The organism is Sphingobacterium sp. UBA5789, from assembly GCF_002418355.1.
Classification (GTDB): Bacteria; Bacteroidota; Bacteroidia; order Sphingobacteriales; family Sphingobacteriaceae; genus Sphingobacterium.
Genome location: NZ_DIDX01000004.1, coordinates 1220506 through 1233872, shown reverse-complemented (window position 1 = coordinate 1233872; position 13367 = coordinate 1220506). Strand labels below are relative to the sequence as shown.

The 13367-nt window shown below is 38.0% G+C and carries 9 protein-coding genes; 7 read left to right on the top strand and 2 right to left on the bottom strand.

What is annotated here, in order from left to right; genetic code table 11:
* Positions 1–6: 6 nt before the first annotated feature.
* Genes B4B65_RS14800 through B4B65_RS14790 form a run of 3 tightly spaced genes read left to right on the top strand, consistent with a single transcriptional unit; the run spans position 7 to position 10013 of the window.
* Positions 7–5472 (top strand): DUF5977 domain-containing protein, encoded by a 5466-nt coding sequence (locus B4B65_RS14800; protein ID WP_293916383.1) that lies wholly within the window; start codon positions 7–9, stop codon positions 5470–5472.
* 33 nt (positions 5473–5505) lie between these two features.
* On the top strand, positions 5506–9513 hold the full coding sequence (locus tag B4B65_RS14795; RefSeq protein ID WP_293916381.1) for an RHS repeat domain-containing protein: 4008 nt from the start codon (positions 5506–5508) through the stop codon (positions 9511–9513).
* Positions 9513–10013, top strand: a complete 501-nt coding sequence (locus B4B65_RS14790; protein WP_293916379.1) for a HEAT repeat domain-containing protein — start codon at positions 9513–9515, stop codon at positions 10011–10013. The genes B4B65_RS14795 and B4B65_RS14790 overlap by 1 nt, the downstream gene beginning before the upstream one ends.
* Here the strand turns inward: B4B65_RS14790 and B4B65_RS14785 are convergent.
* Positions 10000–10593 (bottom strand): DUF4291 domain-containing protein, encoded by a 594-nt coding sequence (locus tag B4B65_RS14785; protein ID WP_293916377.1) that lies wholly within the window; start codon positions 10591–10593, stop codon positions 10000–10002. The two genes, B4B65_RS14790 and B4B65_RS14785, sit on opposite strands and share 14 nt — an antisense overlap.
* A gap of 32 nt (positions 10594–10625) precedes the next feature.
* Positions 10626–10880, bottom strand: coding sequence for a helix-turn-helix domain-containing protein (locus tag B4B65_RS14780; protein ID WP_293916375.1), 255 nt, complete (start codon positions 10878–10880; stop codon positions 10626–10628).
* A 138-nt stretch (positions 10881–11018) separates the two neighbouring features.
* On the opposite strand from B4B65_RS14780, the gene B4B65_RS14775 reads away from it, so the two are divergent.
* From B4B65_RS14775 to B4B65_RS14760, 4 genes are all read left to right on the top strand, one after another.
* Complete coding sequence (locus B4B65_RS14775; protein ID WP_293916373.1) at positions 11019–11417, top strand: hypothetical protein; 399 nt, start codon at positions 11019–11021, stop codon at positions 11415–11417.
* A 13-nt stretch (positions 11418–11430) separates the two neighbouring features.
* Complete coding sequence (locus B4B65_RS14770; RefSeq protein ID WP_293916371.1) at positions 11431–12300, top strand: hypothetical protein; 870 nt, start codon at positions 11431–11433, stop codon at positions 12298–12300.
* Between the two features lie 83 nt (positions 12301–12383).
* Positions 12384–12830, top strand: a complete 447-nt coding sequence (locus tag B4B65_RS14765) for a hypothetical protein (protein WP_293916369.1) — start codon at positions 12384–12386, stop codon at positions 12828–12830.
* 351 nt (positions 12831–13181) lie between these two features.
* Positions 13182–13367 (top strand): hypothetical protein, encoded by a 186-nt coding sequence (locus B4B65_RS14760; RefSeq protein WP_293916367.1) that lies wholly within the window; start codon positions 13182–13184, stop codon positions 13365–13367.

Genomic DNA, 13367 nt, shown 5'->3' with positions numbered 1-13367 from the left:
GCAGATATGATATTGATTCATAGTCTTAATAAATATTCCAGACGTATTGCTATAGTACTTGCCGGGTTGATGATATTTGAAATCCTAAGTCCTTCTGTAGCACTCGCATTGACTGCTGGTCCGACATCGCCTGAGGCTTCCAGCTTTGAGCCGGTAGATACTACTGATATGGTCAATCCGCTTACCGGAAGTTTTACATATAATTTACCACTTTTAGAGGTTCCCGGACCAGAGGGCGGGTATCCTTTGTCTCTATCGTATCATGCTGGTATTCGTCCGGATCTGGAGGCTTCATGGGTTGGTTTAGGGTGGACACTGAATCCGGGTGCTATTAATAGAAATGTTTCTGGATTTCCGGATGATTTTTCGGAAGTGTCTCTGAAAAGGAGAGATTATTGGGTTGGTGGAAACCGAAAAGATTATGGACTGGAAGTCGGTTTTGCAAGTGTTGTTAATGTAGGTCTTGTATTTGCATCAGATACGTATTCAGGCTTTGGGATCGGGGCAAGTGTAGGGTTTGGGTATAGGCTTGGATCAATAGGAGCGGGAGTTGATGTCGGACTGAGCCCTTATGGTGGAAGTTATGCAGGAACGAATATATCTTCAGGTATTGCTGTCGGCGAATCTTTAAATATAGGGCCAAGTCTTAGTGTTTCAACAAATTTCGAGAATGTAAATGTTGGTGGAGGATTATCTTTGATGACTAATTCCCGCCATTTACTCTCTGCTTCCATGAATAGCTCATCCAACAAACCAAGCCTTGCAGTTATGGGTGGGAGTGCTAGTTTATATAATAAAAATGCGGGAAGAATAAGTACGAGTAGCTCCGGTTTTGGGTTTACGATTCCTCTTGGTACCTTCTCCATTGGTGCTTCTTTCAGAAGTACGCGTTACTGGATTGATGAGACAGCACAAGTTACTTCAAGCGGAACTTTATATACGCCTATTTTTAACACAAATCCTGATTCGCAGGGTCCCGGACCCAAATACATGGATAACCGGACTTATGATAATTACAGGTTACTTCCTGATAATCTAAACATAGCAGATAATAACGATGACGAAAAACTGGTAGGTGGGACATTTCCGGAATATGATGGTTATTCTGTAACAGGACAAGGAATCGGGGGGCAGATTAAACCCTTTTTGTTTCAGCGAGCGTTGAGTCTGCAAAACATGTATGAATATAAAAGTTTAAGCAGGCCTTATTCAGTTCAACCTAATTTCAGGGAGAATGTAGGATTTAGGTTTGTGAATGATTTTTCTAATTCTTTCGATCAAAATTTAACAAATGTTGCAGAACAGGGAGGAGTTGAGCCTTCTATACCAACCATGCCATTCGATATGTCAGGCAAACCGGATAATAGAATCGGGAATGAACTTGCCGGATCAAAGCATGTTAAATATTTTACTAATGACGAAATCAGGGGTGGTTCTGCTAAAGCAAAAGGATTTATAGATGTGGGCAATACGGCTAAAGGGTTTCAGCGAATAACAAACGGAAGTTATATTACTTCAACTGCAACAAAAGGAGGTAGCCAAATTGGAGGATTTATGGTGACAAATGAATCCGGAGTGACTTATCATTATGCTTTGCCTGTATATTCGTATAACGAATACTCCTTTAATTCGACAAATAAGGGAGGGTATAGATATACTGAAACCAAAAGAAATGAGCCTTATGCTTATACATGGTTATTGACGGCCGTAACAGGACCTGATTATGTGGATAGAAATAGTAACGGACTGGTTGATGAAGCCGATTGGGGATATTGGGTTGCTATGGATTATGGAAAGTGGACCGGTAATTATATATGGCGTACACCAGCCCAGGGAACAGACCCGGATTTAGACAGGAATTATTTTATGTATACTTCCGGTCAAAAAGAATTGTATTATGTTAATAAAATCCGGACACGTACACATACGGCTATATTTGAAAAAGAGGTGAGAGTTGATGGTAAAGGAGCTACATCTGCTGCTTTGGCAAACAGATATATTACAGGTGGATTTGATGCGACATCTACACAAACGTTAAGATTGAATAGAATTTATCTGTTGAGAAATTCGGATGCCAGTATGATTTCAGAAGCTAGTGAATACGTTACTTCTGATCGTAGTAATGAATTATACAGTAATATTATTGATAATTATGATGTATTAAAAGTAGGCAGGAACAATTTAGAATCTAAAGCGGTGAGGGTAATTGATTTTGGATATAGTTATGACCTGTCAAAGAAAACCCCTAATAGTTTTCGTGTTCAGAATCCCGATGTTAAATTTGGAAAATTAACATTAGATGGTGTTCATTTCAGAGGCAAAGGAGGGGCTGATTTACTTCCGGTGACTAAATTTTCATATGCATCTAATCAAGAAACTTTTGAGGCCGAATATGTTTCTGCTAATCAATTTGGCTCTAATACCATTTTAGACATGGGAATGATGATTGAAAGCGCTGGTGATAATCCAATTTACTATGGAATGATAACCGGCTTCAAAATAAGGAGAGGTGGCGGATATATCTATACACTTTCAAATGGTGAAAACATAAGTACAACATCAGGCAAAATTAATCTGAGAATCACTAAAAATCCGGATTATTGCCAGGATTGTCAGGATATTTGGGGTTTTTATAAAGGAGATATAGATCGATCATTGCTATCCTGGAATCAGGATCTGGCAAGGAGAGTCACGGCAACATCTTCTTCTGGTACGGACGCCTGGAATCTACGTGCCATCAGCTCACCTTTGGGTAGTAATATAGAATTAAATTATGAAAGTAATGAATATGCGACCTCAGTATTTGAGAGAAAGCTGAGTATACCCCTTAGAAATTACCAGAAAATAGATAATTATAAATGTAAAGTAGAAATTCCTATTCAGCAGGAAGAATTTGAGAAATCTTATCCTCCCGGCAGTGTTATAGATGGTGTCTTTATGTTGTCAAATCCGGTACCACTACATCTCTTCGAATCCAATACCTCTAACCCTACTTGTTTCTATGACGGCTGGACTGATGATAATAAAATAATTCTGAGATTTAACAGGGAGCTTTTGGGACTTAATTTGATTAATATCCGCTTCAATTTAAATGCGAATATGAATTATGGAGGGGGTACAAGGATAAAAAGTATTCGTAATAAAACTGTGAATAACACCATATATCAGACAGATTATCATTATGGAATTGATAATACCTCATGGGGAGTAACTTCTTATGTTCCGTATAATATTGAGACAGGAGACTTTGCAGATAATGTTAATGAAATTGCAAGAATTTTATACAAAAGAGCTCTGAATAAGGATTTAGATAATGTACTTAAATACGCACGTGAAATTCCCGGACCCGGAGTAATGTACAGAAAAGTTCAGATTCGAAATAAAGTCATTCATCCAAATGGCGACAGTCAGAAAGAAGGCTTTGCTGAGAATACGTATCGGGTACTTGACAGGAGAATGATTAGCCGGGAGATTATACAAGATCAGTATTATGGAAAATATAAAAATCATGGCGTAAATCTATCTATCGCTGACTTTACTGCTAATATTGGAGATCTGTTAGGTGTAAAATATTATGATGCTGAAGGAAAACTTATTCAGGAAATCAGTAACAAATACCTGATGGATGAAGTAAGTTCCAATACTAATTTTAAAAGTGGATATAAAAGTGAGCTGGCTAAATTTAATTATCAGGGTTTAGTCACAGAGCGGTTTGGAGAAGCCCGTTTCTTCTATAAGAGTAACGAACGGAATGTGATGTATATAATAATGGGTGCTAAAGAGCAATATCCTTCTATCATGCTTTCTTCTACCCGGAAGGATTATATAAATGGCTCTTCAGAGACTACGAAAAATCTGGCCTTCGATTTTATAAATGGCCTGCCATCTAAGATCCTGAATTCAGATTCATATGGTAATCAATTTATCTCGGAATCAGGATATGCATACCAGCAATATCCCGAAATGGCAAATAAAGTGATCAGTATGAGTAATAAGAACATGCTGAGTCAGATTTTTAGCAAAATTAATTATAAAGTAGATGCCTATCAAAATAAAATCGGAGTTATAAACGGTAGTAAAACAAGCTGGAGTAAAAATGTAAATGTACTTGCTCCAACCGGAGAGATTATCAAACAAAACAATAACTCTTATGGTCATGTATGGCGTAAGGAACAGGAAAGCATAATTGAAATACCTGATCAATATTCCAGTACAGGTATGTTACCTATTCAGCAATTCAATATGAATGCACCATTCTGGAAAATGGTCAATACCATAAACCTTTATAATGTGTATTCGAACCCTCTGGAAGATTATGATCGTAATTATAATTATTCTGTAAACCGTTACGGATATAATAACAGTAAAATTGTAGCGGGTGCAAATTACAGTAAATACAAAGAATTGGCATATAGCGGTGTTGAGGATGAACTTGTTTCATCCGGTATACCGGGAGAAGTGTCTGGTGGTGCAGGTACTGTATCTTCCGGAGCTTATCATACCGGACAAAAGAGTCTGTCTGTTGCTGCAGGCAGCCGGGGTTTTGAGTATTCAGCTCCAATTGATGCACTTACTCCCGGACGTAGCTACATCGCCAGTGTGTGGGTTAAAAACAGTCCTGCCGGTAACGTGAAATTGTATTATGAAATTGATAATGTGGTGAAGGCTGCATCTGTAAGTTCAGGACAAAGTAATAAGAAATCTGGAGACTGGACACTGGTACATATTGATATTCCGCTCACTCCGGGAACCAATTTCAAAATCTATGCTAATAATGAAGGGGCTGAATCGTGTTTTATGGATGACTTTAGGTTTCATCCCAAAAATACTTCTGCTAAAGCATATGTGTACGATACCTTTTCCGGAGAGCTTACTTATGTTCTGGATCACCTGAATCTCTTTACCCGATTTGAATATGATGCTATGGGAAGGCTGATAAGAACCTATAGAGAACAATTAGGCAAAGCTCCGTATAAAACTAATGAATATCAACAGAATTATGGGATAAACAAAGCTGTTTTCTATAACGATAAGATTGAAGAATCTGTTCAAAAGAATAATTGTTCCTGGCCTGGAATCGGAGGTAAAGTAGTGTATACTGTTCCACAAGGGAAATATTCCTCCAGTATTAGTAAGGCTGATGCAAACAGCAAAGCCTTGGCGGAAGTAAGTACATTAGGACAAGAGTATGCGAATGCAAATGCAAATTGCATAACCTGTAGAAAGTATAAGGTCACCATTCATAGAATGAATCTCCAGAATCTGAATTTATATGTCAATTACAGAGATTGCAATAATCAGTACCGATCTTCAAGTTACCAGAATTTTGAGTCAGAGGGAAATAGTGGTTCGTATTTAGTGTTTTATGTATGTACTTATGTCTCAAATTCTTCTATAAGTTTTAGTCATGGCCAAAATCAACCGGCGATTGATCTCTCCGCTGAAATTGAATTAGTAGGTGATTGTTATTAATGTGGGAATAATGTATACTTTAAATACAATGTTATGAAAACGAAAAGATCTGATATACGATATATTCTACATGTTTTTACTCTTCTGTTCCTGCTTTTTCATAAATCAGCTTTTGCACAGATTAACAGCCCTAATCCTGTTATCCTTCCGCAGAATGGAAGTACATCTCTTATTGTTGAACCCGGACAGTCTTTGACTGTCACCAGCGGAACCAGTATTACGCTTAAAAATGGTGTTCATTTCAAACAAGGTTCGTATGTATTGCTAAAAATTGATCCGAATATAAGCGGACCAGGTGCCCCGGATAATCCGAATGAGAACAGTAATATGAACTGGACATTGGCACGGTCTTTCGATGCCAATGGAAATACGATCGGGGAGACTAAAACCTTTTTTGATGACAATGGTAAAGCATTACAGACACAATTCAAAAATTTAGAAGCAGGCCATGTAGTCGCAATTCAACCCTTATATGACGTGGGAGGAAAGCAGGTCGGATCGACACTTTCTGCTCCGATTAATAATGTTTCATTTAATTACAGAGCTGATTTTGCCAGGAGGTCAGATGGTAACGGATTAAACTATCAGAGCTATGGACGATATGCTAATGGTATACATATATACGACAAGCGGTTCAATGCTGATCCGGCGGATAAAAGTCAGATCGGAACTCTTGGCTGGTATTACAGCTCCAATAATCAGTGGGAGCATCTGCAGGATGTGACCGATTATCCTTACAGCCTGAGTACAGGAGCAAATAACGGAGTTAGTAACTTCTCTATATCAGGTGGTATAGGAGCTGCAACCAGATTAGGCAGCGGACATGAGGTCGTGCAGTTTAGTCTTCCTGTATTCGGTGAGTTAGACCTGTATACATCTATTCGTAACAAATACTTTAGCGAGGGAGATATAGGCGGAAAGATCCTTCGGGACTCATCTAATAGTGTGATGTCCGTGATCATAGATCAGGATGACCGGATTCAAATGCGTGTTTCCATAGAAGGTAAGACTGTCATGACAGCTCGTGAGGGAAATGATCTGCTAATTCCAAGGGCGGTATTGGTTGGCTCAGGAAAGACTAATTATTTTGGCATTCTGCAGGAACAAGACGTGTCGTTTACCGGGGGGATATTAAAGGATTATCTTCGGGGTGAGGCTCAAACTACCTTGTCAAACGGAGCCATAAGGCTAAAGCCCGGGCTTTATCAGCTCTCCTCGTCATCAGGAGTCATTTCAGGAGCTTTTCAATATAGTGTTTCTGATATAACATATACTTTTTATGACCAACTTGGGCGCGTAAAAGCAACAATTCCACCGGAAGGTGTTAAGAAACTTCTTAATGGTGGGATAGATAACTATGCTTCTCTGGCCGGCATCCCGTTTGTTGAAACATTTGAGTATGATGGTAAAGGCAATGTAATAGCAAGTGTAAATCCGGATGCCGGGAGAAGTGAATTCAAATACAGCAGTGATGGTAAGTTGCGATTGTCTCAGAATGCATTACAACGGCAGACAGGTAAATTCAGCTATACAAACTATGATGCTTATGGAAGGGCTATTGAAAGTGGAGAATTATCTCCGACTCTAACAACATTGTTTACGGCTATCAATCAGGTTCAACTGGATCTTACAGGGGAAAGCAGTAACTCCATTCTGCAGGGTGTAAAGTCAGATATTACGGTAAGTAAATATGATGAGGCTGAAGTTATTCCAGGATTATCAGGATATACACAGGATACTTATTTTCTTTCGGGAAGTGCTGTCAGCACTACTGCAAGATATACAACTGCAATATCCGATACTCATTTGGTCAGCAAGACCTGGTATAATTATGACGGAGATGGTCATATCCTGTGGACAGTCAATTATACACCTGAGCTGCAATACAAAACAGTGGATTACAGCTACGATGATCTGGGCAATGTCGTAAAAAGTATTTATCAGAAAAACTCTGCCACAGAGACCTTTATTCATTATTTTGAGTTTAATAAAAATAATCAATTATCAGCAGCCTACACCGGTACTACTGATGATCCCGGTTCTAAAGTGCTTCAGGCACGTTACTATTATTATCTGCACGGGCCTCTGAAGCGGATAGAACTTGCAGATAAATTACAGGGCATAGATTATGTATATGGTATTGACGGCAAGCTGAAGAGTATCAATAATGCGCAGAGTACAAAAGATCCGGGAAGGGATGGGAGTGCAAACGGATTTGCTAAAGATGTATTCGGGCTCAATCTGGAATATTACTCCGGTGATTATATGCATACTGATGCCGGAATATCAAGCATACAGACGAATGGTGCCGTATCTAATTATAATGGTATGGTGAATGGTATCAGCTGGTTCTCCAGAAAACCCGTTTCTATTAGCGGACTGGATGCACCTGTCATGAATACCTATACGTATGACCGGAATCAGCAGCTCACTTCCAGTAACTGGGGTACACCGGATTATGCGGCGAATAGTTTTACTTCATCCGGAAATGCTAACCGGGAACACAATCTGAGTTATGATCTCCACGGTAACCTGCGGTCTCTGCAAAGGACAAATAGCAGCGGAACGGATCTCAGTAACTTTACATATAATTATGCTGCAAATACGAATAAGCTGAGTTCTGTAACTGGATATGCTGATTATACATATGATGCCATCGGGCAATTAGCCAGCCAGATCAAAGGCGGAGCCGGGATGTATCTGGATTATGATGCAAGTGGCAAAGTGAGTAAGATCTACAGCGATGCGGGAAAATCTGTAGTAATGCTTAGCTTTGTGTATGATGAATCGGGCAACCGCATCCGGAAGCAGGATCATCGTACAGGTTCTGTGACGTATTATACCTATGATGCAGGTGGCAGTCTGATGGCAATCTATGATAATGCCGGGGCAGGAGGAGCCATACGATTGGCAGAGCAGCCTGTGTATGCCGCCAATAGGATAGGGACCTATTACAGGCAGGCTGGCAATTATCAGTACACACTGACAGATCATCTGGGTAATACCCGGGTAGTGATCAACCGCAATAAACTGTCAAACGGAGAAGCTGATGTTGTGTATTATGCGGATTACTATCCGTTTGGCATGGTGCTGCGTTCGGGAGGAGTAGAAGGCAGATACGGTTATCAGGGACAATATGCCGAAAAGGATGGCGAGACCGGCTGGAACAATTTTGAGCTTCGTAATTACGATGCAGCTATAGGTCGCTGGCTTACTGTAGATCCCTACGGACAGTATTATTCTCCTTATGTAGGTATGGGTAATAATCCGGTAAGCGGAGTAGATCCGGATGGGGGTTGGAATGATGGCGGAGGATTATGGGGATGGCTCAAAGGAGTTTTTAGCAGTAAAGAGGATGTTGCCGCAAGAATTGTATTGGAAGAGGCTGTTGTAACCAGGGTAGTGAAATCAAAACCGGCTTATGAGACTTTCGGAGTCAGAGTAGATCATATACAACAACCGACTCTTAGTGCAAGTAAGCCAGATCCATACGGAACAAGTTATTCGCACCGGCAAATGATGTATAACTACAGTCAGATGCTTGCCAATACGAATTACAATGATTTATCTAATCCAACTACTTCTTTGGCAATTGGTCAGAATATTGCTAACTTCGGAGTTGCAGAAATAGCTACAATCAAAGTAATAGGCAAAGTAGGATCATTATACAATGCTTTTGCTAAGGGGGAAGGATCGTTTTATCGAGCGATGTCTAATGCCGAATATGCAGCATTAGAGAGTAGTGGAGGTTTAAGCCATATGGCAGGAAAGGAGTTATTTGTTTCGTCAAGTGCAAGTTATTCAAGAGCATACTTACAAAAATCAGGATATGATGTATTGGTTAAATTTAATATGAAGCCAGGTGCAATGAATTACTTTAATCAGGTTGGCGTTATGCACAGGACAGCAGCAGGGGCAAGTGGCTGGGCCGGTAGAGGAAGTTTGCTGTGGAAAACAGAACAAGGTGTAATGAATTTAGGTATACAGTCTAACACACATATGTTTAATCCTTGGATAAATAGTTTTAAAGTAATTAAGTAATGTTTGATTTTTGGAAATTTTACAAAGGGTTATTAAATAGGACTGATTATTTTGATAATTATTGGGAGCAGTTTCCCAAAGGTCAGCGGTTACAATTTAAAGAAGAAACGCTTTCTTTACTTAAAGACAATGTTGCAAGTAAGAATGATAAAGGATTAGCTAATACTTTAGCTGTTATTTGTAATGATGGGGCAGATAGTGATTTTACAGATGTTTTACTGAGACTTTTAGATGAGAAATGGCACACTGCTGAAGAGGATATTATAAGTGTTCTTGAATTAATCAAAGACCCTAAAAGTGTAGATAAGTTGTATGAAGTTGCTGTTAATGTCCCTGACTACGATGACATGAGAGCCATAGCTAAAAAATGTATGTGGGCTTTAAGTGCAATTAATACACCCGAAGCGATACAAAAAATAAAGATGCTGGAAAAAGTTGATGACCCAATTATAAAAGAAAATGCAACTTTTCAACTTGAACAAGTTCTCAAAAAGAATTAACAATTAAAGCGATATTGTCAGGTAAGGGGTAAAGTTGTTCTTGTGGCAATAAATCCTTTGCCTGATTTATTTTACCCTCATTAACAAGTTGGTATAAATATTTGCAATTCTCTGTAATATCATCGACTTGTACAATCCAATCATTAACGTACTTTTCTACTGCAATACCTGATAATCCTATTTGAATAGAGCGATAATCTAAGGGTTGTAAAAAAATATCTTTTTCAGGATCCCATTGAATACGAACAGGTGAATTTTTAAGTGTTTTTTTCCAAGTGTCATATGATGGATGAATTGTACTGTCAAAATGAGACAGACAAGAATTTTGTAAAGCCCATTCAAATCCTGAACGTTTAATTTTTATAGCTAAAATGCTCTCTTGATTTTCTTTGGTAGCCCAACCAGAGCGATACATCATCCAAAGGAAAGAGGGCTTAATCCAAGTCATTCTTTCTTTCTTAAATGATGGAGATACGAACGTTTGGTTATTCATTGCAGATTGAGCAATTTGTTTGTTGAAAGCTTGATAAATTATAATGTTCTCTTTATTATAGACAGCTCTTATTCTTTTTTCGTTCATTAACTGTGCCTTCCTGCGTGCAGGTAAATTTATTATTTATTAAATACTTTCTTAGTCTTGTAGTTTTGTATAACGTTATCAATGAGAAAGAACAGGGGCTTTGTGGTGTCCTCGTCCAGCTTCTCAATATCCTCAATATGTTTTAGCAGATCCTTGTCCAGGGCGGCCAGCTCCCCTTCACCGATGAGGAAATCCACACTTACATTAAAGACCTTCGCCAGTTTTATCAACACTTCAATGGAAGGCGTATTGGTGTTCCGTGTTATACGTTCTCCTATGTTCAACATAATTGCCTAAAGTCAATTGATTTTACTGTAATAATGCAAATTTAGTCAAAATAAGTTAGCAGAAGAAACAGATGTGAACATTTACTCACCTAATTTGATGAGTTTTTTCTATAGCAAAGAGCACTACATCAGGTAAATATGTCTAATCCAACTACTTCTTTGGCAATTATTCAGAATATTGCTAACTTCGGAGATGCAGAAATAGCTACAATCAAAGTAATAGGCAAAGTAGGATCATTATATAATGCTTTTGCTAAGGGGGGACTTCAATATTCAGATGATTTACTAAAGGCTGCACAGAAATTATATCCTAACAAAGCTGGTAAAATAGAGTTACACCACATCACTCCGCAATACTTAGGCGGTGCGAAGAATGGCCCGCTTGTTCCATTGGATGCAGCATACCACCAAGTGATTACAAATGAATTTAGAGCTATTCGACCTTATGGCTTAGGCCCTGTTAATGAAGCACAGAGATTGCAAATAATGAAAGAGGTGTATTCTAAATTTCCATTGCCACCTGGTTATGGATTTTAAATGAAATAGAAAGATGAAAGAAACAATAGAGTTTAGAATAAACTACGACTATGCCCACTTGCTTTTTAAGGCAGATGAAGGTAAGAATTTGGGGACATCTGTAAGAGTGGTTGAATTATCAAAGGAAGACCCAAGATATAGCCAAATACCAATTATTGATAAAGAAGTAAAGAAGAAGTATGACAGGGGCTTTTTCTATAGTTGGCAAATCAAGCGTAAGTACAGCAAGAAGGAATTAGATACTGCTAAATTATTGCATCTAAAAATAAAAGTAGCATTTGAACCGACAGGCGAAGAATGTGGAACGTTGTATGATGAAACGGCAGCTTGTGAAATATGCGGAGCGAACAGGAAACAGGCAAGTCCTTTAATCCTTAAAAAAGGAACGATACCGAAAAGGGATATTGCCAGAACCATAGGTGGCGAAGTAGTTGTATCGGAAAAGTTTGTAAATGCAGTAAGGCAAAGAAGTTTAAAAGGCTTGCAACTTAGTCCTATCAACGTTGAAAAGTATTACCAACTTACCGCAGATACGGAAATTGAATTGTCACCAAATACTATTACAGGGGATAATCCATTTGAAACTTCAACAGGTAGTAATGGAGGTATTTTCAATATCTCTGGTTATGACATCGTATTTGAGAAAGAAGTCTATGTATGCCCCAAAGGAGATTTAATCGGTTTAAATCTCCTGTCAGAACCTTATGTTACAGATAGTCCGTTAATCAAGGAGTTTGATTTTTTTGCAAGCAGACAAAAAATAGGCGTTAAACGTGGTTTGTTAAGACCAGAACCGATTTACTTTTGTTCACCAGCTTTTAGGCAAATGGTAGAAGAAGAAAAACTAAGCGGATTTGAATTTGAGATAGCAAATATTGAATAAAGCAAAACTCCAAAAATAGGGACTTTTATTATTTTGCATCAGTAAGGTATTGATTTGGAGGAAGTACTGGGTAAATAAACATTATGAAAGCTAAAATTTTCAATTTAGTTTTTTGCGTTTTTTTAGCTGGATGTGCTTATGATCCTCCAATGGGGAAATATTATTTTCAAATCAATAATAATCTGAATAATGATTTTTATTGCAATATTTCCTTTGATAGAGATTTTTTTAGAATAGATACTCCGGTTATTTATGAGGGATTAGGTGGTGTTCCAAAACAAGAGCAAACAATTTTTCTTAGTAAACAGTATAATTCATATCTCGGAAAAATTGAAGAATGGAAATATTATTGTGATTCATTAAATGTCAAACAAATTCATTTCAGATTGTTTAAAAAGGAGGTTGTGGATAGTCTGGGATGGGAAAAAGGAATGGAAGAAAAGCAGATACTTAAGGAATTCATAATGACTACAGGACATTTGGATTCTATCTACTGGAATATTGATTTGGAGGAAGTACTGCGAAAATAAACATTAAGAAAGCTAAATTTTCTATTTTAATTGTTTGCATGTTTTTTAGTGGATGCGTTTATGATCCTCCAATGGGGAAATATTATTTTCAAATCAATAATAATCTGAATAATGATTTTTATTGCAATATTTCCTTTGATAAAGTTTTTTTATAGATAACTCTCTGGATGCGAAAGTGGAGCAATCAACACTGCTGATTTTATGATAAAGGGCAAAGTGAATATTAATAACATAATAAAATCTCGTTCAGCATTGCCCTTAGATGGGAACGTTGGGGGACTTCCCGAACTTATAATAGACCCGAAAAATGTTAGATTAATTGATTTTAAAGTGCTAAAACCTTGATTAATAATGGATAACCAATACATGGGAATGACTGTAAATGAGCGGTTGTATATAAGTGGTCTAATGGAAGAATTTGACTTGGCTGTTAAAAAGGGGAATATTGAAAAAGTTATACATATTCTTAAACAAGTAGAAATCACAGAAGAATCTTCGCTTCGGCCAATTTTAAAAGAGCTAGGTCTAATAGAATGA

What these genes read in the sequence shown, in the direction of transcription:
- B4B65_RS14765 (WP_293916369.1), top strand. Translation starts at nt 12,384, where the DNA reads ATGAAAGCTAAAATTTTCAATTTAGTTTTTTGCGTTTTTTTAGCTGGA.
- B4B65_RS14795 (WP_293916381.1), top strand. Translation starts at nt 5,506, where the DNA reads ATGAAAACGAAAAGATCTGATATACGATATATTCTACATGTTTTTACT.
- B4B65_RS14790 (WP_293916379.1), top strand. Translation starts at nt 9,513, where the DNA reads ATGTTTGATTTTTGGAAATTTTACAAAGGGTTATTAAATAGGACTGAT.
- B4B65_RS14780 (WP_293916375.1), bottom strand. Translation starts at nt 10,880, where the DNA reads ATGTTGAACATAGGAGAACGTATAACACGGAACACCAATACGCCTTCC.
- B4B65_RS14800 (WP_293916383.1), top strand. Translation starts at nt 7, where the DNA reads ATGATATTGATTCATAGTCTTAATAAATATTCCAGACGTATTGCTATA.
- B4B65_RS14775 (WP_293916373.1), top strand. Translation starts at nt 11,019, where the DNA reads ATGTCTAATCCAACTACTTCTTTGGCAATTATTCAGAATATTGCTAAC.
- B4B65_RS14770 (WP_293916371.1), top strand. Translation starts at nt 11,431, where the DNA reads ATGAAAGAAACAATAGAGTTTAGAATAAACTACGACTATGCCCACTTG.
- B4B65_RS14785 (WP_293916377.1), bottom strand. Translation starts at nt 10,593, where the DNA reads ATGAACGAAAAAAGAATAAGAGCTGTCTATAATAAAGAGAACATTATA.
- B4B65_RS14760 (WP_293916367.1), top strand. Translation starts at nt 13,182, where the DNA reads ATGGATAACCAATACATGGGAATGACTGTAAATGAGCGGTTGTATATA.